The following is a 21,646-nucleotide window of genomic DNA, read 5'->3' as shown; positions in this document are numbered from 1 at the left end:
GCCCCCTCCGTCACGCGGCCGCGCCGCGCGCCACCTCCCCGTGCCGGGGAGGATTTAGCCGGTGACGGGGAGCTTAACCTGACCATCGTCGTCGCGTTCCAGCGGGGAGTAGGCGACGACCGTGTCGAGCGGCAGGGAGCCGTAGAGGTGGGGGAAGTCCTCGCCCCCGCGTGACGGTTCCCAGCGGATCGCCTCGCCGAGCGCCTCCAGGTCGACCTCGGCGACGTGGAGATCGCCACCGTCGGCGTAATGCTTGTCGACGGTGGCGGTGAGCTGCGTGGCGGTGGAGAGGTGGATGTAGCCGTCGCGCCGGTCGTCGGCGGAACCGGCGAAGCTGCCGCCCTCCAGCTCGGCGAGGTCGGCGCCGGTCAGCACCTTGAACGCGGCGGTGTCCCTCATGCGTCGTCTCCGTCCGGATCGTCTTCCTCGACGCGCTCGTCCATCGTCTGCGGGCCGGTGCCGTCGTCGAGCGTCAGGTCGCCCGCCGGCGCGTCGGTGCCGCTCAGCTCCGCCGCGATCAGCGCCTCGGCCTCGGTCGCCGGCTCCTCCTGCTCCTCGTCGATGCGCGCGGCGGAGACGACGTGCTCGTTGTCGGCGACGTTGAACAGACGCACCCCTTGCGTGTTGCGGCCGGTGACGCGGGTGTCGCCGACCGACATGCGGATCAGCTTGGCCTGATCGGTGACGAGCATCAGCTGCTCGCCCGAATGCGCCGGGAAGCTGGAGACCACGGGACCATTGCGATCGGAGGTGACGATGTTGGTGATGCCCTGACCACCGCGATTGGTGCGGCGATACTCGAAGGCGCTGGTGCGCTTGCCGTAGCCGTTGGCGGTGACGGTGAGGATGAACTCCTCCGCCGCCTCGAACTCGGCCATGCGATCGGCGGAGAGGGTGATCTCGCGGTCGCCCTCCTTCCATGGGGCGGCGCGCAGATAGGCCTCGCGTTCCTCCGTATCGGTTTTGAAGGCGCGCAGGATCGACAGCGAGATGACCTCGTCGCCGGGCGCGAGGCGGACGCCACGGACGCCGGCGGCGGTGCGGCTGAGGAACTCGCGCACGTCGGTGGCGGCGAAGCGGATCGCGCGGCCCTGACGGGTGGCGAGCAGCACGTCGTCGCCGGGCGTCAGCAGCGACACGCCGATCAGCCGGTCGTCGGGCTCGCCGTTGCCGTCCTCGTCCGCGAAGCGCATCGCCAGCTTGCCCGCGCGGGGCACGTTGGCGAAGGCGTCCATCGCGTTGCGCCGCACGATGCCGTTGGCGGTCGCGAACATGACGTGGAGGTCGCTCCACTTCGCCTCGTCCTCCGGCAGCGGCAGCACGGTGGAGATGGTTTCGCCCGGCCCGAGCGGCAACAGGTTGACCATCGGTCGCCCGCGCGTCGTCGGCCCGCCCTCCGGCAGGCGCCAGACCTTGAGGCGATAGGCTTTGCCGGCGGTGGAGAAGAACAGGACCGGCGTGTGCGTCGACGTCACGAACAGGGACGTGATCGCGTCCTCGTCCTTGGTCGCCATGCCGGCGCGGCCCTTGCCGCCGCGACGCTGCGCGCGGAAGGTGTCGAGCGGCGTGCGCTTGATATAGCCCTCAACCGTGACGGTGACGACCATGTCCTCGCGCTCGATCAGGTCCTCGTCGTCGATGTCGCTGCCCGCCGCCGCGATCTCGGTGCGGCGCGGCGTCGCGAACTCGGCGCGGACGGCGTGCAGCTCCTCGCGCAGCACCTCGTAGAGGCGGCCGCGATCGGCGAGGATGTGGAGCAGCTCGGCGATCGAGCCGGCGAGCTTCTGCAGCTCCTCGCCGATCTCCTCGCGGCCGAGCGCGGTCAGGCGGTTGAGGCGCAGCTCCAGGATCGCCTTCACCTGCAGGTCCGACAGGCGATAGGTGTCGGCGTCCGCCTGCGGCTCGATCGCCTCGACCAGCGCGATGTAGGAGCGGATTTCCTCGATCGGCCACTCGCGGGCGAGCAGCTTGTCGCGCGCCTCGGCGGGCGAGGACGAGCCGCGGATCATGCGGACGACCTCGTCGAGGTTGGTGACCGCGATCACCAGCCCGAGCAGGATGTGGGCGCGCTCGCGGGCACGGGCGAGCTCGAACTTCGAGCGCCGCGTGATGACCTCCTCGCGGAACTTGACGAAGGCGGAAATGATGTCGCGCAGGTTGAGCAGCTCGGGCCGGCCGCCGCGGATCGCGAGCATGTTGGCGGGGAACGAGCCCTGTGCGGGGGTGTGACGCCACAACTGGTTGAGCACGACGTCGACCGACGCCTCGCGCTTCAGGTCGATGACGATCCGCACGCCTTCGCGGTTCGACAGGTCGCGGACGTCGCTGATGCCCTCGACGCGCTTGTCCTTCGCGGCTTCGGCGATCTTTTCGACCAGCGCGTTCTTGCCCTGCTGGAAGGGGATTTCGGTGAGGACGATGGTGCGCCTGTCGCCGCGCCCCTCCTCGACCTCGTAGCGCGAGCGAACGATGATCGAGCCGCGCCCGGTCTCGTAGGCCGAGCGCGTGCCCGCACGGCCGAGGATGATCGCGCCGGTCGGAAAGTCCGGCCCCGGCACGATCTCCATCAGCTCCTCGGTGGTGATCGCGCCATTCTCTATCCAGGCGAGGCAGGCGTCGATGATCTCGCCCAGATTGTGCGGCGGGATGTTGGTCGCCATGCCGACCGCGATGCCGCCGGCGCCGTTGACGAGCAGGTTGGGGAAGCGCGCCGGCAGCACGGACGGCTCGCGTTCGGAGCCGTCGTAATTGGGCTGGAAATCGACGGTGTCCTTGTCGAGATCCTCCAGCAGCGCGTTGGCGACCTTGGCGAGGCGCGACTCGGTGTAGCGCATCGCCGCCGCCTTGTCGGGGTCCATCGAGCCGAAATTGCCCTGACCGTCGACCAGCGGCACGCGCATCGACCAGTCCTGCGACATGCGGACCAGCGCCTCGTAGATCGAGCTGTCGCCGTGCGGGTGGTATTTACCCATGACGTCGCCGACCAGCCGCGCGGACTTGCGATACGGGCGGCCCGCGACGAAGCCGGACTCCTGGGCGGAGAAGAGGATGCGGCGATGAACCGGCTTCAGCCCGTCGCGGACGTCGGGCAGCGCGCGCGCGACGATGACGGACATGGCGTAGTCGAGATAGCTCGACCGCATCTCGTCGACGATCGAGATGGGCGAAATGTCGGACGGTTCGGCGAGCAGGGTCTCGTCGGCCAAGGCAAAGCTTTCGGTTCGTTACGGATCAGGGACGATGTAGTCGCTGACGCCGCCGAAGTCACGCGCGCGTAGGGGAGACGCGCGCGTGACCTCGCCTGCCGACGCGGTCGTCAGCCGCGCTTGCAGGCGGTCTTGTTGGCGTTGCCGGCGAGCGAGCAGTTGTAGGTCACCGACTTGCCGTTGGCGAGCTTGGCCGTGACCATCCGACCCGCCGGGGCCGCCGGGCGACGCGTTGTGGTGGACGTGGTCGTGGCCATGTGCGCCGCGGCCGGACGCGTTGTCGTTGCCGTGTGCGTCGCGGCCGGACGGGTGGTCGCGGCGGCATGGGTGGTCGCCGGGTGGGCCGCGGGCGTCTGCGCCATGGCGGGCGCCGCGAGCGTCGCGCCGGCGAGCAGCATCAGGCGTGTGAGCGAGGTCATCAGCGGTCTCCCAATCGTTGCCGCTCCATGCGGTGATCGGGGTCTAGCGGGCGGCGAGTGGCGGGCGCGTGGTCGGCGGATTAAACTTTGGTCATGTCGGTCACGGCGCGATCTCCGTCCCCTCCCAGTCGAACAGCCTGCCGCTGTCGACCGGGCGCAGGCCGTCGAGGACGTCGAGCAGCTGCACCGCGGCGCGGTCGGGCGCGAAGAGCTGATCGGCGGCGACGTTGCCCTGGAACGGACGCGAGAGCGCGGTGTCGACGGTGCCGGGGTGGACCGCGACGACGATCGAGCGGTCGTTGCGGCGGCGCTGCTCGATCGACAGCGTGCGGACGAACTGGTTGAGCGCGGCCTTCGACGCGCGATAGCCGTACCAGCCGCCGAGCCGGTTGTCGCCGATGCTGGCGACACGCGCGGACAGCACCGCGAACAGCGTGCGGCCGGTGCGGGGCTGTGTGGGCAGGAAGTGCTTGGCGACCAGCGCCGGGCCGATCGCGTTGACGGCATATTGGCGCGCCAGCCACGCGGGATCTAGCGCGGCCAGGCTCTTCTCCGGCGTGTGGGCGCCCTCATGCAGCAGCCCGGTCGCGACGATCACCAGTTGCGGTGGCGCGGTGAGGCTCGCGGCGGCGGCGGCGATGCTGTCCTCATCGGTCAGCTCGAGCCGGTCGGCGCCCGCGAACGACCGGGCGAAGCCGCGCACCGTGACGCCTTCTTCGGCGAGCGCCGCCACCAGTGCGGCGCCGATGCCGCCCGAGGCACCGATCACGACGGCGGGGCCGGTTGTTTCCTGTGCCATCGGGGTCGCTTAGCTGGGTTGGGGTGGAGTGCAACGGGCAGGGGCGGGGTCGCGCCGATGCTTCGGATGGGGAAGGAGGTGGGGAAGGTAAAGGGGCGTCGCGGCTAAGCCGCGCCGTGACGTCGGACGAGTTCGGCTTTGCCGCCTCGCCGGCCGGGCTTGCCGGTCTCGTTTGCAGCGTCGCTGCAACCGTGCCGGCTTCGCCGCAATGGTCGGGGCGATAGGATTCGAACCTACGACCCCTGGACCCCGAGACCAGTGCGCTACCAGACTGCGCCACGCCCCGACACATTGCAGGTGCGCCGCCTAGCCGCGTGGCCCGGCGCATTCAAGACTAAAGTGCCGCGCGCGCCTTGGCGGCCAGCATCTCGCCGACCGCGACGAACTTTTCGCGCGGCGCGCCGGTGCGGGCGGCGGCGATTTCAGCCTGTTCGATCCGCTGCCAGTCGCGGAAGGTGACTACTTCGACGCCGCGCTCCGCCAGCAGCCGGTCGAGCCCCGCCCGCCCGGCCTTGTCGCTGTCGCTCGTGTCTGCGGCGATATGGTCGGCGATCAGGAAGCCGTCGGGACGGTTGGTGCCGATGGTGCCGGTCGGTCCGCGTCTGGCCCAGCCGACCGCGTAGAGGCCCGGTGCGATCCGGCCTTCGTCGTTGGCGAACCGGCCGAGCCGCGCGTCATAGGGCACGCCCTCGATCGGCGGGGTGCGATAGCCGATACAGCTGACGACGAGCCGCGCGGGGATGGCATAGGTCTCGCCGGTGCCGGTCGCGCGGCCGTCCGCGTCGACGGCGGTGCGCTCGACGATCACCCGCTCGACATGGCCGGCCCCTTCGATGGCGACGGGCATGGCATAGAAGTCGAAGGCGACGGTGATCGGCTTGTCCGCCGGCACGCCCGCGAAGCCGCGCAGGTGCGCGACCGACTTGCGTAGCCCCGGATCGAGCGCCGCGTCGGCGTCGATCGGGGGCAGGTCGGCCGGATCGACGACCGGCACGGCGCGCGACAGATGGCCCAGCTCGCCCAGTTCCTTGGGCGTCATCGCGATCTGATGCGGGCCGCGCCGCGCCAGGATCGTCACCCGCTCGTGCTGGCCGGTGTCGAGATGGTCGAGGGCGTGGTTGACGATGTCCGACCCGGCGAACTCGTCGCCCGTCTTGGCGAGAATGCGCGCGACGTCGAGCGCGACGTTGCCGGCGCCGACCACCACCGCCGGGCCGTCCAGCGGCGGATGGAGGTCGGCGAAATCGGGATGGCCGTTATACCAGCCGACGAACGCCGCCGAGCCGATCACGCCGGGCAGGTCGTCACCGGGCACGCCGAGCGGCCGATCGGCGGGCGCGCCGGTCGCGAGCACGACGGCGTCGTAGAGGTCGAGCAGCTCGGCGATGCTGACGTCGGTGCCGATCGTGACGTTGCCGACGAAGCGGACGTGGTCGCTGAGCGCGGTGGCTTCATAGCGGCGCGCCACCGCCTTGATCGATTGGTGGTCGGGCGCGACGCCGGTGCGGATCAGGCCGTAGGGGACGGGCAGCCGGTCGATGATGTCGACGCGGACGCCACCGCCGTCCGGCCCGGCGAACTGCTTCACGCAGCCTTCCGCCGTGTAATAGCCCGCCGGCCCCGACCCGATCACCGCGACGTGCCGCATGCGTCTCTCCCGTCCTTGCCGAGCCCCGTCACGGCAGAGCGTAGCGGCTTGGCGTCGCGGGGCAAGGGCGGCTACGGATGGCACCGCGCATGGGCCCGATCGACCTCCTCGCTTCGGCACTGACGCTGGTCAACGTGTGGCTCGTGGTGCGCCGGTCGCTGTGGAACTATCCGTTCGGCCTGGCGGCGGTGGCGGTGTCGGCGGTCGTCTTCTGGCGCGAGCGGCTGTTCAGCGACGTGCTGCTCCAGCTCTTCTTCTTCCTCGTCCAGTTCTACGGCTGGTGGGTGTGGTCGCGCCATCGCGAGGCGGACGGCGGCGTCGGCGTCGTCTGGCTGAGCTGGCCGCAGCGGCTGCTCACGATCGTCGTCATCGCGGGCGCGACGGCGGGCTGGGGCGCGTTGATGCACGCCTATACGGCGGCGGCGCTGCCTTGGTGGGATGCGGCCAATTTGATGCTCAGCGTCGCGGCGCAGCTGTTGATGAGCCGCCGCTTCGCCGAGAACTGGGTGCTGTGGGTGGTGGTCGACGTCAACGCCACCGCGCTCTACGCGGCGAAGGGGCTGACGGCGTTCACCGCGCTGTATGTGGTGCTGACGATGCTGGCGACGTGGGGGCTGGTCGACTGGTGGCGGGCATCGCGCCGGCGCGTCGCGACCGCAGGGCTTTGATCGCAGCGCGTTTCCGCTATCGGCGATGGCCATGAAGGTTCGCACGATCTGCCTGCATGGCCCCGAGTCCACCGGCAAGTCGACGATGGCGCCCCGGCTGGCCGCGCATTTCGACGGGCAGTGCGTGGCGGAGTTCGGGCGGACCTATTGCGAGGCGTTCGGAACCGACCTGACGATGGCGGACCTCATCATGATCGGGCACGCGCACGACGCCAAGACGCAGGCCGCGCTGGCGACCGGGCGGACGCCGGTGATCCTCGATACCGACCCGCTGATGACGGCGGTGTGGGCCGACATGCTGTTCGGCAAGCGCGATCCCTGGTTCGATCGCTGGCAGAACACCGCCGACCTGTACCTGCTGTTCGACGTCGACCTGCCGTGGGTGGACGATGGCACCCGCATGTTCGGCAGCGAGGCGGCGCGGCAACGCTTCTTCGACCTGTCGAAGCTCGAGCTGGAGCGGCGGGGCGTCCGCTGGGCGCTGGTGAGCGGCGAGGGCTCACGGCGTTACCTCAACGCGCTGGCGGCGATCGAGGGCGCGGCCGCGCAAGCGTAGCCGTCCGCCTGCGGGCCTGCTAGGGCGCGGCCGACATGACCACCGCGCTCGACACCATCCGCAACTTCTCCATCATCGCGCATATCGATCATGGCAAGTCGACGCTCGCCGACCGGCTGATCCAGGCGACCGGGGGGCTCACCGACCGCGAGATGAGCGAGCAGGTGCTCGACAACATGGATATCGAGCGCGAGCGCGGGATCACGATCAAGGCGCAGACCGTCCGGCTGGACTACAAGGCCAAGGACGGCGTGACCTATGAATTGAACCTGATGGACACGCCGGGGCATGTCGACTTCGCCTATGAGGTGTCGCGCAGCCTGGCCGCGTGCGAGGGCGCGCTGCTGGTCGTGGACGCGGCGCAGGGGGTGGAGGCGCAGACGCTCGCCAACGTCTATCAGTCGATCGAGCACGACCACGAGATCGTGCCGGTCATCAACAAGATCGACCTGCCCGCCGCCGAGCCCGAAAAGGTGCGCGCGGAGATCGAGGACGTGATCGGGATCGATGCGTCCGGCGCCGTGCTCGCCAGCGCCAAGTCGGGGATCGGCATCGCCGACATCCTGGAGGCGGTGGTCACCCGCATCCCGCCGCCCAAGGGCGACCGCGATGCGCCTTTAAAGGCGATGCTGGTCGACAGCTGGTACGACCCGTATCTGGGCGTGATGATCCTGATCCGTGTCATCGACGGGGTGCTGAAGAAGGGTCAGCAGGTCGCGTTCATGCAGGCGGGCACGACGCACCTGATCGACCGGGTCGGCTGTTTCCGGCCCAAGATCGAGCAGCTGACCGAGCTGGGGCCGGGCGAGATCGGCTTCATTACCGCGCAGATCAAGGATGTGGCGCAGGCGCGCGTCGGCGATACGCTGACCGACGCGAAGCGGCCGGCGGCGGCGGCGCTGCCGGGGTTCAAAGAGGTCCAGCCGGTCGTCTTCTGCGGGCTGTTCCCGGTCGACGCCAACGACTTCGAGAAGCTGCGCGAGTCGATCTCGAAGTTGCGGCTGAACGACGCCAGCTTCTCGTTCGAGACGGAGACCAGCGCCGCGCTCGGGTTCGGCTTCCGCTGCGGGTTCCTGGGGCTGCTGCATCTGGAGATCATCCAGGAGCGGCTGACGCGCGAATATGATCTGGACCTCATCACCACCGCGCCCAGCGTCGTCTACGAGATCGAGCTGACGCATGGCGGCGGCCAGATCGAGCTGCATAATCCTGCCGACATGCCCGATCCCAACCGCATCGAGCGCATCGCCGAGCCGTGGATCCAGGCGACGATCTATGTCCCCGACGAGTATCTCGGCTCGATCCTGAAGCTGTGCCAGGACCGGCGCGGCATCCAGAAGAACCTGACCTATGTCGGCGGCCGCGCGCAGGCGACGTACGAACTGCCGCTCAACGAGGTGGTGTTCGACTTCTACGACCGGTTGAAGTCGCTGTCGAAGGGCTATGCCAGCTTCGACTATACGCAGATCGGCTATCGCGAGGGCGATCTGGTCAAGATGAGCATCCTGGTCAACGAAGAGCCGGTCGACGCGCTGAGCATGATCGTCCATCGCGGCACCGCCGAGCTTCGCGGGCGCGGGATGGTCGAGCGGCTGAAGGAGCTGATCCCGCGGCATCTGTTCAAGATCCCGATCCAGGCGGCGATCGGCGGCAAGGTGATCGCGCGCGAGACGATCAGCGCGATGCGGAAGGACGTGACCGCCAAATGTTACGGCGGCGACGCGACGCGCAAGCGCAAGCTGTTGGACAAGCAGAAGAAGGGCAAGCTGAAGATGCGCGAATATGGCAGCGTCAGCATCCCGCAGGAGGCGTTCATCGCAGCGTTGCGGATGGGGGATGAGGGGTAGGGGCCAAGCGGCGCCCGCGCCGTGACGACCGAGCCCGACCTCGAAACCGACTTGCTGGGGCCGGTGCTCGCCGATCGCGCGTGCGGCGACTGCACCGTGTGCTGCACCGTTCTTCACGTCGACACGCCGGCGTTGAAGAAGCCGGCGGGCGTGGCGTGCGTGCATCTGACCGCTCACGGGTGCGGCATCCACGCGGTGCGCCCGGTTATCTGCCGGACCTGGTTCTGCGCGTGGCGACGGGTCGCGACGATGCCGGACGCGGCACGCCCCGATCGCTCCGGCCTGCTCGTCTCGCTCAATTTTGAGCGGCAACCGCGCAATTGCCTCGAAGGCGTGTCGGTCAACGTCCGCCTGCTCCCCGGCAGCGACGCGATCGCCAGCGGGATGGCGGCGGCGGTCCTCGACGCGCTCTGCGATCGGCTGGTCCCGGTGTGGTTCAGCGATGGGTCGGAGAAGATGCTGATGCATCCCGCCAACGACGTCGCGGACCTCGTCATCTCCGGTGACCCGGCGCCTGCGCATCTTCGGGAAGAGGTCGCCGCGTGGCGTGAGCGCTATCGCGCCTTCGTGCCGGGGCCGTGACGGTCGTTGCCGCTTCGCGCCCGAGGGAGGAAGGGGTAGCATGGGCCATGCGCCTGTTGCTCCTGATCCTCGCCCTGATCGCTCTTCCAGATGGCAGCGCCGCCGCACCGGGACGCGCTGTGAGTCGCCAAGAATGCGCGATTCAAGGCTGGTCGATCGATCGTAATCGCGGCGGGCTGAACGTGCGGGCGGGCCGTCGGCGGGCGCCGCGGTGGTGGGGAAGCTGCCGCCGTTCGTCGTCAGCGACGATGGCGATTACGGGCCGGGGTTCGCCATTGTCGGGGCCAGCGCCGGCTGGTTGCACATCCGCGGTGCGAGCGATGCGTGACGACCGTCGGACCTGCCGCGCCGCGCCACCTTCGCCGGGGCCGGCTGGGTTCATGTATCGCGGGTGCGTGTCGCGGTGCAGTCATCGATCGGGCGCGCGGCGCCGGCGGCGAACGGCGCCGTTCTGCTCAACATCGGCGAGGACTGGCTGTCGGATCGTGGCGTGGTGCTCGGCATCACGGACTGCGCCGGGGTCTGGGCCAAGGTCCGGTACAGCCTGCCGCGACCGCCCGCGCGTGGGCCGCGCACGGGAGAGGCGTGGTTCGCGGGCATCTGCGGCGAGCAGCGTACGACCTGCGATTTGGACGACAGGCGCAACGGCCGGTAGGCGGCGCGGCCGGTCGGTTATTGGTCGTGATCGTCGTTGCTGCGGTGGCGGGACGGATCGGCATCGTGCTTCTTCGCACCCGAGCGAGGAGCGGGTAGGAGGGGGCATGCGCCTGTTGCTGCTGATCCTCGCCCTGTTCGCCACTCCCGCCGTCGCGCAGCCGCGCGGGCCGACCGTGCTGGCCGCGTCGAGCTTGCAGGAGGCGATGACCGAGGCGGCCGATCGTTGGGCGCGGGCGGGGCATGCGCGGCCGGTGCTGTCGTTCGCGGCGTCGTCGGCGCTGGCGCGGCAGGTGCAGGCCGGGGCACCCGCCGATCTGTTCGTGAGCGCGGACGAGGAGTGGATGGACGTGCTCGACCGCGCCGGGTTGCTGGCGGCGGGGTCGCGGGCGGATCTGGTCGGCAACCGGCTGGTGGTGGTGGCGCCGCTGCGCTGGCGCGGGCGGCTGACGCGGGCGACGCTGGGGCGGCTGCTGGCGGCGGGGCCGGTGGCGATGGCCGATCCGGGCGCGGTGCCGGCGGGGCGGTACGGGCAGGCGGCGCTGGAACGGATGGGCGCGTGGGCGGCGGTGGCGCCGCATGTGGTGCGGGCGGAGAACGTCCGCGCGGCGCTGGCGCTGGTGGAGCGCGGTGCGGCACCGTTCGGAATCGTCTATGCGACCGACGCGCGCGCGTCCGCGCGGGTGCGGGTGGCGGGCGTGTTTCCGGCGGATTCGCATCCGCCGATCCGGTATCCGGTGGCGCGGCTGAACGGGTCGCGCAGTCCCGAGGCGGAGGGGTTCAGGCGGTGGTTGCTGTCGGCGCCGGGACGGGCGGTCTTCGTGCGATACGGGTTTACCCGGTGAGGGTGGCCGGACCTGCCTCTCCCCTTTGGGGGAGCGGGAGTGACTGAAATCATCCTCCTCACGCTCAAGGTCGGCATCGTCGCGATGCTGGTCACGTTGCCGATCGCGTTCGCGCTGGCATGGGCCTTGGTGCGGGGGCGGTTTCCGGGAAAGCTGCTGCTCGACGGGATCGTCCACCTGCCGCTGGTGGTGCCGCCGGTGGTGACGGGGTGGCTGTTGCTGATGATCTTCGCACCGGCCGGGCCGGTCGGGCGGGTGCTCGATGGCTGGTTTGGGGTGACGGTGCTGTTCCGGTGGACGGGGGCGGCGATCGCGGCGGGGGTAATGGGGCTGCCGCTGATGGTGCGGGCGATCCGCCTGTCGCTGGAGGCGGTCGATCCGCGGCTGGAGGAGGCGGCGCGGACGCTGGGCGCGGGGCGCCGGCGGGTGTTCCGCACGGTGACGCTGCCGCTGGCGATGCCGGGGGTGCTGGCGGGTGCAGTGCTGGGCTTCGCGCGGGGGATCGGCGAGTTCGGCGCCACGATCACCTTCGTATCGAGCGTGCCGGGCGAGACCGAGACGCTACCGCTGGCGATCTATGCGGCGTTGCAGCGGCCTGATGGCGAGGCGCTGGCGTGGCGGCTGACGGCGGTGGCGGTGGCGCTGAGCCTGGCGGCGTTGCTGGCGTCGGAGCTGCTGGCGCGGCGGATGGGCCACGGCGCCAACGGGCACGCGCATGTCCTTTGACGTCGATGTCCGGGTCGCGCGTGGGGAGCGGGCGATCGCATGTGCGTTCCGGAGCGAGGCGCGCGCGACGGTGCTGGTCGGGCCGTCGGGGGCGGGCAAGACCAGCGTACTGCTCGCGATCGCGGGACTGATACGCCCGATCGCGGGGCATGTGCGGGTCGGGGGGACGACGCTGTTCGATGACGGTGTCGTTGTGCCGGTCGAGCGGCGGCGCGCGGGAGTCGTGTTCCAGGACACGCGGCTGTTCCCGCATCTGAGCGTGCGGGCGAACCTGCTCTATGGCGCGGCGGACGACGCGGCGCTGGCGGAGACGGCGGCGATGCTGGACCTGACGGCGTTGCTCGATCGGCGGCCGGGGACGCTGTCGGGGGGCGAGGCGCGGCGGGTGGCGATCGGGCGGGCGTTGTTGATGGGCCCCGCGTTCCTGCTGCTCGACGAGCCGACCGTGTCGCTGGACGCGGCGCGGCGCGAGGAGGTGTTGCGCGCGGTCGAACGCGCGCGCGATGCGGCGGGAGTGCCGGTGCTGATGGTGACGCACGACGAGGCGGAGGCAGCGCGGATCGGCGAGGTGGTGCGGGTCGCGGTTACTTGACCAGCCGGTACCTGACGTGGCCGAGATGGGAGCACAGTTGCCGCGATGTGCGGCAAGATCGTCGCGGACCTGTTCGGCCTCGGCTTCGTCGAGCGCCTTGCTGTCGTGGCAGAGTTTGCCGCCGCGCAGAGTGAGGACGCGCAGGATCAGTGTCCAACGGCCTCGCGCGTCCAGCGACACCTTGCCGACACCGTGACACAGCGTCGTCCGAAGCCGGTCGTACTCGCGAAACCGTTCCAACGTCGCGCGGGAGGCAGCGCCCTCGTCGTCGAAGGGACCGCCGACGATCAGTGCGGAGCTAAGTGCCTCGTATCGCTGGCCGATGAGATGCGGCAGCGTAACGAGGTCGCCCCGAATGGGTACTGCCGCCAGCGCGACGAGGGTATCGGTCACCGCGGCCTCTGCGCGGGCGAAGCTGTCCTGGCACTGCCCGCGCCAAGCGTTGACGCGCTTGGTCGCCTCGACGAACAGCGCGGCGGGCAGGAGCGCGACGGGCGGGGTCGCCGCTTCGTTGGACGTTATCGCGTTCACGCCGTTGGGGTAGCGCGCTCCGGTTGACGATCCGTTATCCGGCGACGACGCCCGCCACCGCCTTGTTCCACCCGGCCAGACGCCGAGCGCGAATGTCGTCCGCCAGGTCGGCCTCGAAACACTCCACTTCGCCGCGCATCACGCTCGCCTCCTTCAGATCGGCGAACAGCTCCGCGCCGACGCCGGCCAGCATCGCGGCCCCCAGCGCTGTGGTCTCGGCAAAGCGGGGGCGTTCGACGGGGACGGCGAGCATGTCGGCGAGGTCCTGCGCCAGCCAGTCGTTGGCGACCATGCCGCCGTCGATGCGGAGCGTCGCCCAGTCGGCGCCGTCGGCCGCGAACGCCTCCTTCAGGTCGTGCGCCTGATAGGCCATCGCCTCCAGCGCGGCGCGGACGAGGTGTGCCTTGCCCGTCGAGAAGCTCATGCCGGTCAGCGTCGCGCGCGCGTCGGGCCGCCACCACGGGGCACCCAGACCCGACAGCGCGGGGACGAGATAGACGCCGCCGGTGTCGGGCACGCTCGCCGCCAGCGCCGCGGTCTCGTCGGCAGAGGCGATCAGACCGAGCGAATCGCGGAGCCACTGGATCAGGCTGCCGGCGACGAAGACCGAGCCCTCCAGCGCATAGGCACGGTTGCCGCCGAGCTGCCATGCGACGGTGGCGAGCAGGCGATTGGCCGAGGTCGGCGGGGTGTCGCCGGTGTGGGTGAGGATGAACGCGCCGGTGCCGAACGTCGCCTTGGTCTCGCCGGGCGACAGGCACGCCTGGCCGATCGCGGCGGCCTGCTGATCGCCGGCCATGCCGGTGACGGGGATGCGGCCGCCGAACAGCGTCGTCTCGCCGATCGCTCCCGCACAATCGACGATCTCGGGCAGCGCCGCGCGCGGGGCGCCGAATAGCTCGATGAGCGCGTCGTCCCAGCCGCCGCCTAGCGCCATCAGCGCGGTGCGGCTGGCGTTGGTCGCGTCCGTGACGTGGGCGCCGGTCAGCTTCCACGCCAGCCAGCTGTCGATGGTGCCGACCGCCAGCCGGTCGCCGGCGGCGGCGAGTTCGGGCCACTCGCGCATCGCCCAGCCGATCTTCGAGCCGGAGAAATAAGGGTCGAGCAGCAGGCCCGTCCGTTCCTGCACCATGGCCTCGTGCCCGGCATCGCGCAGCTCGGCGCAGCGGTCGGCGGTGCGACGGTCCTGCCAGACGATCGCGGGCGCGAGCGGCTCGCCGGTGGTCTTGTCCCAGAACACCACCGTCTCGCGCTGGTTGGTGATGCCGATCGCGGCGATGCGTCGTGGCCCGCCCGCCTGCGCCACCATCGCGCCCGCGACGCGCAGCGACTTGCGCCAGATTTCCGCCGCGTCGTGTTCGACCCAGCCGGGGCGGGGGTAGTTCTGCGTCAGCGGCGCGGCCTCGCTGGCGACGCACTGGCCGTCGGGGGTGAAGAGCATCGCGCGGGTGGACGTGGTGCCCTCGTCGATGACGAGCAGATAGTCGGTCATGGAAACGGGATGGCGGCGTCGGGCATGGCTGACAAGTGGGGTGGAAACGCGCTACGGCTCGGCCGTGGCAGACCTGGGCACCCCCACGCAACCGATCGTCTCCGCGACGGACGACCCGCCGCTGGTCGCCGAGCGTCGCGATCGGTTGCTGGCGGCGTTGACGCTGATCGCGGGTCTGGGGCTGGTGGTCGGGCTGCCGTTCGCGTTGCAGGCCGGGGCCGAGTTCTTCATGCCGCTGACGGCGGCGCTGGTGGTTGCGGTGGCGCTGGTGCCGTTGCTGGAATGGCTGGAGCGGCATCGCGTGCCGTCGCCGCTCGCCGCGCTGATCTGCGTATTGCTGTTCCTGATCGTCGCCAACGTCGCGGTCGCGGCGATCGTGGTGCCGGCGACCGATTTCTTCCAGCAACTGCCGACGCGGGTCAGCCGCATCCAGCACAACCTCCAGCCGCTGCTCGACCTCTATTCGTCGCTGGAGCGGTCGGTGAACCGCTTCTTCACCCAGGTCGCATCGACCCCGGTGCGTCAGGCCCGGACCGCCGCCGTGGCGCCGCCGTCGTCGGTGCTGGAACTCGCCGCCACCAGCGCGCCGGCGGTGATCGTCCAGATCCTGTTTGCGATCCTGATCGTCTATTTCTTCCTGTCCGGCTGGAGCGGGATGCGACGCCGCACGATCACCGAGCGCGCCAGCTTCGACGGCGCGATGGCGACCGCGCGGGTGATCCAGGACGTGGTCGACGACGTGTCGGCGTATCTGGGCACGATCACGGTCATCAACCTGACGCTGGGTGGGATCGTCGCGTTCGCGATGTATCTGCTCGGCATGCCGTCGCCGCTGATGTGGGGCGGCATCGTCGCGCTGCTCAACTACGTGCCCTATTTCGGGCCGGTCGTGGCGGCGCTGTTGCTGGCGATCGGCGGGTTGATGACCTTTGCCGACGTCGGCACGGCGATGGTGGCGCCGGCGATCATGATCGGCTGCCACCTGGTGGAGGCGAACGCGATCACGCCGTTCATCGTCGGTCACCGGCTGACCATCAGCCCGCTGATGATCCTGATCTCGCTGAGTTTCTGGGGCTGGGTGTGGGGGACGGCGGGCGCGTTGCTGGCGGTGCCGCTGCTCATCATCCTGCAGACGGTGCTGGGCGCGGCGGGCAAGCCCGACATCGCGGGGTTTCTGTTCGAGCATGGCGCGCTGGTCAGGACGGAGCGGGGCAAGCGGCGGTGGCGGCTGGGGCGCGATCAGAGCGTTGACAGCGATGGGACCGCCGCCTAACGCCGCGCCTCACGCTGTGCCGACGGTATAAGCGGGTGTAGCTCAGTTGGTTAGAGCGCCGGCCTGTCACGCCGGAGGTCGCGGGTTCGAGCCCCGTCACTCGCGCCACCGCGCAGCGTCGTCGACAGATGCAGAACGGGTTCGTCGAAGGGATCGACGGACGGATGCGTGACGAGCGGCTGTCTTTAGGGTTGGTCGAGCCGGGACGTTGTTCGTGCGCGGGTCGTCCGCCGGCCGCTCCCTTTGTCCATCGAAGCATGTGCCGCCGATCGCTAACAGGGAGAGGCGGGGTCAACGCCGCTCGCCGCTTCTTCTGAGGTCCTGCGCGATGGCGCCGGTGGTTCCTTGGTCGGAGCGTGACTCAGTGCGATCGTTGACCGACTGAGCGGAGAGCCGACGTGAAACGGTGTCAGTCGGATCCCGATCCGCGCGGTTGACGGACGCTGTCACTCAATCGTCATGCAACCGTCACGCGAAAGTCGCGGACGAAGCCCATCTGGCCGTCATGTTTCGTTCAGCCGTTCTTGTCCTCGTGAGTCTCCTGGCCGCCTGTTCCGAACAACCTCGTGATTCGAATCGAGGCGCAGCCGTCGCGCCGTCGCCCACTGCCGCGGCGCCGACCGCCGACATGCTGGCCGCGAAACAGGTCGCCCAGCGTTACTTCGACCTGCTCCGCGTCGACGATTATGCGGCAGCGCTGGCGCTATGGAGCGACGACTCGACCACGGTCGCGCTGGGCGGGCAGGCATTCGCCGCCGCCGCCAAGGCGCAGGGCCGGTTCGAGGGTCGGGCCGGAGAGCCGACCACGACCCGTGACAGCGGCGACACGCGATTCGTCCTGGTCGAGTCGAGCGCTCACGTCCGGTCGCCCAAGGGCAAGGTTTCCGATCTGGCGGGCGTTTTGATGCTCAAGCGGCCGACACGGGATGGCGGCGTGTGGCGTATCTGGGGGACCGATATCCGGCCACGGCGCTGCCGTAACAACACAGTTGCGCGAGGTCTTGGCTGCGTGGCCGCATAATATGACCTAACATCGCCTGGCCACGTTTCAGCACGCCTTAAGTATCTTTCAACGTCGAACTGTCCACATCACCCGCCGACATTGTCACGGAACTATCACGAAACCGAGTTAAGGCGTCTTTCACGACGGCAGCGGCGTTCGCGTTGCCACCGATCCCTCGGGTTGCTGCCGAGCATTTATACAACAGGGGTAAGCCATGAAGACGGTTAAGAACATCATGCTCGTCGGCGTGTCGACGTTGGTCCTGAGCGCCTGCGGCGCCGACGACGTGGCGTCGCCGGGTGCCGGCACGGTCGTCATCAACAATCCGGCCCCGACCCCCGCGCCGACCGCCACGCCCACCCCGACCGCTACGCTGGTGATGCCGGCGTCGGCGTGCCCGGTCATCACCGACCCGCAGGGCCTGCGTGATCGCGGCACCATCACCGGCCCGACCGGCACCTACCGCGTCTGCGCGCTTCCCGCGCGTCTCAACGCAAGCAGCATCCTGCCGCGGACGACCGGCGTCCTGTACAACATGTCCGGCCGCGTCGACGTCGGCACCGATCAAGGTCCGACCGAAGAGGCGACCGATGCCGCCGACGTGACGCTGACCATCCAGCCGGGCGTGATCGTCTTCGCCGACGCCGGGCCTTCGTTCATCAACATCAATCGTGGCAACCAGATTCAGGCCGTCGGTTCGGCCACTCAGCCGATCATCTTCACCAGCCGGGCCAACGTCGAGGGCACGACCACCGACTCCTCGTCCGGCCAGTGGGGCGGCGTCGTCCTGTCGGGTCGCGCGCCGATCACCGACTGCGCGGCACCCGCCGCGGCGCCCGGCACGGTCGCGTGCGAGCGGCAGACCGAGGGCGCGGTCGATCCGGCGCTCTACGGCGGCGCCACGGCGAACGACAATAGCGGCCGCATGAGCTTCGTGCAGATCCGCTACTCCGGCTATGTCCTCTCGGCGAACAGCGAGCTGCAGTCGCTGACGACGCAAGGCGTGGGCAGCGCCACGGTGCTCGACCACATCATGTCGTTCAACAGCTCGGACGATGGCGCCGAGTTCTTCGGCGGCCGCGTCAACATGAAGTACTACGTCTCGATCGGGGCCGAGGACGACAACCTCGATACGGATACGGGCCTGAAGGGCAACTTCCAGTATGTGATCGTCGCCCAGCGCCTCAACGCGACCCCGGCGATCGCCGACTCGATGATCGAGGCCGACTCGGACAACGCGGTCGACGGCGACAATCCGCGCCAGAACGTGTTCCTGTCCAACTTCACCTTCATCGACCGGGTCGCCGGCAATGCCGACGTCGCGTCGATCCTGCTGCGCGGCGGTACGGACTACACCGCGGCCAACGGCATCCTGGTCAACTCGGTCACCAATCCCTGCCTGCGGATCAGCCGGGCGCAGACGGCCTCGACGACGCAGAACACCGCGATCGACGAGTTCGGCTCGCCGGTGTTCCGCTCGGTGGTATTCTCGGGCTGCGGCGCGTCGCCGTTCTCGGGCGCCAACGGCGTGACCGACGCGCAGGTCCAGGCGATCTTCGCGGCCGGCACCAACACCAATGCGAACTACACGCCGACGCTGACCAGCCTGTTCGTCAACGGTGCCAACGAGACGGCGGTGCCGGCGTTCAACGCTTCGACGTTCAACGGCCAGACGTTCAACGGCATCACGTTGACGCCGGCCGGCTTCTTCGACGCCACGACCTATATCGGCGCCGTGCGGGACGCGAACGACACCTGGTATCAGGGCTGGACGTGCAACAGCGCGACCGCCGCGCTCGGCGCGAGCAACAGCCTGTGCACGACCATTCCGACCTTCTGATGCGACGGCGCTGAATAAAGGGGGCGAGGTGCGATCGGAGCACGCTCGCCCCTTTTCCACTCGTCACTTTGGGGGTTTGAGATGTCCAACTCGCGGCCGTTCGCCAGTCTATTGCTATTCACGTCCGCGTTGGTCACGCCCGCAGCGGCGCTTGCCCAGACGGGCTCCTCGCCGCCTTCGGGTGCCGGCACCGGCGGCGCAGCCGGCAGCGCCGGCGGCGGCGCCAGCACCGGCCAGGCGACCGGCCAGGCGGCCCCCACCGACGCGGGCACGCCGGCCGGCGCCGCGCCGCAGACCGGCGGGACCGTGAGCGAGTCCGCCGCGCCGCAGGAGGCGACGCAGGAGCAGGTGGACGTCTCGGTTCCCGGCGGCGCCGGTGCCGAGGTCGTCGTGACCGGCCAGCGCGATCGCAACGTCGTGCGTACCGGCGCGCAGGTGCTGACGGTATTGTCCAGCGCCGACATCGCGCGGACCGGGGAGGGCGACATCGCCGGGGCGCTCGGCCGCGTCACCGGCCTCAGCGTCGTCGGCAACGGCTTCGTCTACGTTCGTGGCCTCGGCGATCGCTATTCGCTGGCGCTGCTCAACGGTTCGCCGCTGCCCAGCCCCGAGCCGCTTCGCCGCGTCGTGCCGCTCGACATCTTCCCGACCAACATCGTCTCGTCGTCGCTGGTTCAGAAGAGCTATTCGGTCAATTATCCGGGCGAGTTCGGCGGCGGCGTCATCAATCTAACGACCAAGACCGCCCCGGCGGAGCCGTTCCTGAGCCTGGGCGTAAGCGGCGGCATCGATTCCGAGACGACGGGACAGCTCGGCTATACCTATTACGGCACCAGGACCGACTGGACCGGCTTCGGCAACGGCGGCCGCGACCTGAAGCCGGCGCTGCGGTCGTTCCTCGCCAGCGGCAACACCATCGGCCAGCTGAGCACCGCCGACAATTCGGCGATCGCCGCGCAACTGGTCACGGGGCGCAACTCGGTCGTGCAGCGTAACGGCGACATTCCGGCCAATGCGTCCGGGCTGGTCACCGGCGGCACCTCCTTCGATGCCCTGGGCGCGACGTTCGGCGTGATCGCCACCGCCGGCTACAGCAGCAAGTGGCGTACGCGAGACACGACGCAACAGACCGCCAACACCGCAGACCTGTCTTCGCGAGATCTGGATTTCCAGCGCGTCATCACCGACAATCGTGTCGTCGTGAACGGCCTGATCGGCCTCAACGCGACGTTCGGCGACAACAAGGTGCGGCTGACCAACGTCTATATCCGCGATACGTTGAAGCAGGCGCGGCTGGGCACGGGAACGCAGGCGAACGGCAACCCGAACGCGACGCTGCTGCAACAGGACACCGCCTGGTACGCGCGCCAGCTATATGACCTGCAACTGGTCGGCGAGTTCAAGCTTGCCCCGGCGCTCAGCCTGGACCTGCGCGGCGGTTACGCAAACACCAAGCGCAATGCGCCAGACGAGTTCAGCTATCAATATTATCGCAGCAACCAGACGCCCTGCGGCACCGTCGCGACGGCGGGCTGCGACCCTTATGGCGCGACCTTCATCAACACGTTGACCAACGGTCAGACCGGTCTGGCCGACGTCAGCTATTCGTTCCTGGACGAGGACCTGTGGTCGGGCGGCGCGGACCTGTCCTATCGTCTGACGTCGGACATCACCGCCACCATCGGCTATGCCTATAGCGACACGGAGCGTCGCAACGAACGGCGGGCGTTCATCTTCCGGTCGTCGAACCTGCCGCAGGGCCTCTCGGTGCTGCGCCCCGACATCCTATTGTCGCAGCCCGTCATCATCGCGGGTCCGCAGCTGTCGCCGAGCCAGCGGTACACGATCACGCTTACCGACAACGAGCCCAACCCGGTGTTCCTTGCCAGGCTGACCAATCATGCGGCCTATGCCAAGATCACCGCGCAGTTCCTGACGGATCTGACGCTCGACGCGGGCGTCCGCTACGAAACGGCGAAGGAGACCGTGAACGCGGTGCAGGTGTTCACCACGCCGACCTCGGGCGCCGTGACGCCGACGAATCTGAATCGCGATTATTTCCTGCCAGCGGCGACGCTGACCTATGCGATCGCCGATCGCATGCAGGTCCGGTTGAACGCATCCAAGACGATCGCGCGACCGCAGTTTCGCGAGTTGATCTTCCAGACCTTCTACGATCCGGAAACGAACCGCAATTTTCGCGGTAACCCGCTGCTCGTCGACAGCCAGCTGTATAACGTCGAGGGCCGATACGAGTGGTATTTCGCGCCCGAACAGCGCGTGTCGGTGGCCGGCTTCTTCAAGCGGATCGACAATCCGATCGAGACCTTCGCGAGCTTCGACGACAACAGCGTGGTCAGCAGCTTCGCGAACGCGCCGCGCGCGAACCTGTACGGCGGCGAATTCGAGCTGACCAAATATTTCAATCTCGACGGGCTGTTCAATTCGGAGATGTTCTCGACGCGGCGCTTGGTCACGGTCGCGAACTATACCTATACCCGGTCGAGGCTGAAGGTTCGTGCCGACGACACGACGGCGGTGTTCGCCTTTTCCTCGACCCGCGCGCTCGACTTCTTCCGCAACGACGTGCCGCTCACCGGTCAGTCGGACCATCTGGTGAACTTCCAGCTCGGGCTGGAGGATCGTACCCGCCTGTCGCAGCAGACGCTGTTGCTCACTTATGCGAGCGATCGCGTCACCAATCGCGGCGCCGGCACGCAGCCCGACATCACCGAGCGGCCGGGCCTGCGGCTCGACTTCGTCGCACGCGAGGGCGTCACCTTCATGGGGATCGACACCGAGTTGAAGTTCGAGGTCCGCAACATCACCGGCACCCGCTATCAGGAGTTCCAGCAGGCCGGCAGCAATCGCATCTACTATAACCGCTACGACGTGGGCACGAGCGCCTCGATCGGGCTCGGACTCAATTTCTGACGTAGCGATGCCGGCCCAGGCTGCGGCTGCA

General features: G+C 69.1%; 19 protein-coding genes and 2 tRNA genes. 14 read left to right on the top strand and 7 right to left on the bottom strand.

Annotated features, from left to right (window positions below):
• Nucleotides 1-54: 54 nt before the first annotated feature.
• From ACOFKS_RS05815 to ACOFKS_RS05790, 6 genes are all read right to left on the bottom strand, one after another.
• Nucleotides 55-399, bottom strand: a complete 345-nt coding sequence (locus tag ACOFKS_RS05815; protein ID WP_419808298.1) for a DUF952 domain-containing protein — start codon at nucleotides 397-399, stop codon at nucleotides 55-57.
• On the bottom strand, nucleotides 396-3,206 hold the full coding sequence (gyrA, locus tag ACOFKS_RS05810) for a DNA gyrase subunit A (protein WP_419808297.1): 2,811 nt from the start codon (nucleotides 3,204-3,206) through the stop codon (nucleotides 396-398). The genes ACOFKS_RS05815 and gyrA overlap by 4 nt, the downstream gene beginning before the upstream one ends.
• 110 nt (nucleotides 3,207-3,316) lie before the next feature.
• Nucleotides 3,317-3,625, bottom strand: a complete 309-nt coding sequence (locus tag ACOFKS_RS05805; RefSeq protein ID WP_419808296.1) for a hypothetical protein — start codon at nucleotides 3,623-3,625, stop codon at nucleotides 3,317-3,319.
• Nucleotides 3,626-3,725: 100 nt separating this feature from the next.
• On the bottom strand, nucleotides 3,726-4,424 hold the full coding sequence (locus ACOFKS_RS05800; protein WP_419808295.1) for an SDR family NAD(P)-dependent oxidoreductase: 699 nt from the start codon (nucleotides 4,422-4,424) through the stop codon (nucleotides 3,726-3,728).
• A 209-nt stretch (nucleotides 4,425-4,633) separates the two neighbouring features.
• Nucleotides 4,634-4,710, bottom strand: a tRNA-Pro gene (locus ACOFKS_RS05795).
• Nucleotides 4,711-4,758: 48 nt separating this feature from the next.
• A complete protein-coding gene (locus tag ACOFKS_RS05790) occupies nucleotides 4,759-6,072 on the bottom strand; it encodes an FAD-dependent oxidoreductase (RefSeq protein ID WP_419808294.1) in 1,314 nt (437 codons plus the stop codon).
• 77 nt (nucleotides 6,073-6,149) lie between these two features.
• Here ACOFKS_RS05790 and pnuC point away from each other — a divergent pair, with 77 nt between their 5' ends.
• From pnuC to ACOFKS_RS05745, 9 genes are all read left to right on the top strand, one after another.
• Nucleotides 6,150-6,740 (top strand): nicotinamide riboside transporter PnuC, encoded by a 591-nt coding sequence (gene pnuC, locus ACOFKS_RS05785; protein WP_419808293.1) that lies wholly within the window; start codon nucleotides 6,150-6,152, stop codon nucleotides 6,738-6,740.
• Nucleotides 6,741-6,771: 31 nt separating this feature from the next.
• Nucleotides 6,772-7,296 (top strand): AAA family ATPase, encoded by a 525-nt coding sequence (locus ACOFKS_RS05780; RefSeq protein ID WP_419808292.1) that lies wholly within the window; start codon nucleotides 6,772-6,774, stop codon nucleotides 7,294-7,296.
• A gap of 35 nt (nucleotides 7,297-7,331) precedes the next feature.
• Nucleotides 7,332-9,143: a translation elongation factor 4 gene (lepA, locus tag ACOFKS_RS05775; protein ID WP_419808291.1), complete on the top strand. Its 1,812-nt coding sequence runs from the start codon at nucleotides 7,332-7,334 to the stop codon at nucleotides 9,141-9,143.
• Between the two features lie 21 nt (nucleotides 9,144-9,164).
• Nucleotides 9,165-9,725 carry a YkgJ family cysteine cluster protein gene (locus ACOFKS_RS05770; RefSeq protein WP_419808290.1) on the top strand — a complete coding sequence of 187 codons (561 nt, stop codon included), beginning with the start codon at nucleotides 9,165-9,167 and terminating at the stop codon, nucleotides 9,723-9,725.
• Nucleotides 9,726-10,128: 403 nt separating this feature from the next.
• On the top strand, nucleotides 10,129-10,380 hold the full coding sequence (locus ACOFKS_RS05765) for a hypothetical protein (protein ID WP_419808289.1): 252 nt from the start codon (nucleotides 10,129-10,131) through the stop codon (nucleotides 10,378-10,380).
• 106 nt (nucleotides 10,381-10,486) lie between these two features.
• Complete coding sequence (modA, locus tag ACOFKS_RS05760; protein ID WP_419808288.1) at nucleotides 10,487-11,224, top strand: molybdate ABC transporter substrate-binding protein; 738 nt, start codon at nucleotides 10,487-10,489, stop codon at nucleotides 11,222-11,224.
• Nucleotides 11,225-11,263: 39 nt separating this feature from the next.
• A complete protein-coding gene (modB, locus tag ACOFKS_RS05755) occupies nucleotides 11,264-11,950 on the top strand; it encodes a molybdate ABC transporter permease subunit (protein WP_419808287.1) in 687 nt (228 codons plus the stop codon).
• Nucleotides 11,940-12,542, top strand: coding sequence for an ATP-binding cassette domain-containing protein (locus ACOFKS_RS05750; RefSeq protein WP_419808286.1), 603 nt, complete (start codon nucleotides 11,940-11,942; stop codon nucleotides 12,540-12,542). Before modB ends, ACOFKS_RS05750 begins: the two co-directional genes overlap by 11 nt.
• A gap of 45 nt (nucleotides 12,543-12,587) precedes the next feature.
• Nucleotides 12,588-13,100, top strand: coding sequence for a hypothetical protein (locus tag ACOFKS_RS05745; RefSeq protein ID WP_419808285.1), 513 nt, complete (start codon nucleotides 12,588-12,590; stop codon nucleotides 13,098-13,100).
• Between the two features lie 7 nt (nucleotides 13,101-13,107).
• Here ACOFKS_RS05745 and ACOFKS_RS05740 read toward each other — a convergent pair whose 3' ends face one another.
• A complete protein-coding gene (locus ACOFKS_RS05740) occupies nucleotides 13,108-14,565 on the bottom strand; it encodes an FGGY family carbohydrate kinase (RefSeq protein ID WP_419808284.1) in 1,458 nt (485 codons plus the stop codon).
• A 64-nt stretch (nucleotides 14,566-14,629) separates the two neighbouring features.
• On the opposite strand from ACOFKS_RS05740, the gene ACOFKS_RS05735 reads away from it, so the two are divergent.
• From ACOFKS_RS05735 to ACOFKS_RS05715, 5 genes are all read left to right on the top strand, one after another.
• The gene (locus ACOFKS_RS05735) at nucleotides 14,630-15,838 is read left to right on the top strand and encodes an AI-2E family transporter (protein WP_419808283.1); all 1,209 of its coding nucleotides are present in this window, start codon (nucleotides 14,630-14,632) and stop codon (nucleotides 15,836-15,838) included.
• Between the two features lie 31 nt (nucleotides 15,839-15,869).
• Nucleotides 15,870-15,946 (top strand) — tRNA-Asp (locus tag ACOFKS_RS05730).
• A gap of 325 nt (nucleotides 15,947-16,271) precedes the next feature.
• Nucleotides 16,272-16,859, top strand: coding sequence for a hypothetical protein (locus ACOFKS_RS05725; RefSeq protein WP_419808282.1), 588 nt, complete (start codon nucleotides 16,272-16,274; stop codon nucleotides 16,857-16,859).
• A 196-nt stretch (nucleotides 16,860-17,055) separates the two neighbouring features.
• A complete protein-coding gene (locus ACOFKS_RS05720; RefSeq protein WP_419808281.1) occupies nucleotides 17,056-18,681 on the top strand; it encodes a hypothetical protein in 1,626 nt (541 codons plus the stop codon).
• Nucleotides 18,682-18,762: 81 nt separating this feature from the next.
• Complete coding sequence (locus tag ACOFKS_RS05715) at nucleotides 18,763-21,615, top strand: TonB-dependent receptor domain-containing protein (protein WP_419808280.1); 2,853 nt, start codon at nucleotides 18,763-18,765, stop codon at nucleotides 21,613-21,615.
• Nucleotides 21,616-21,646: the final 31 nt, after the last annotated feature.

Source organism: Sphingomonas sp. (assembly GCF_965200135.1).
Taxonomy (GTDB): domain Bacteria; phylum Pseudomonadota; class Alphaproteobacteria; order Sphingomonadales; family Sphingomonadaceae; genus Sphingomonas.
Note: the sequence above shows the minus strand (reverse complement) of the source record. Positions and strands in the feature narration are given on the sequence as shown.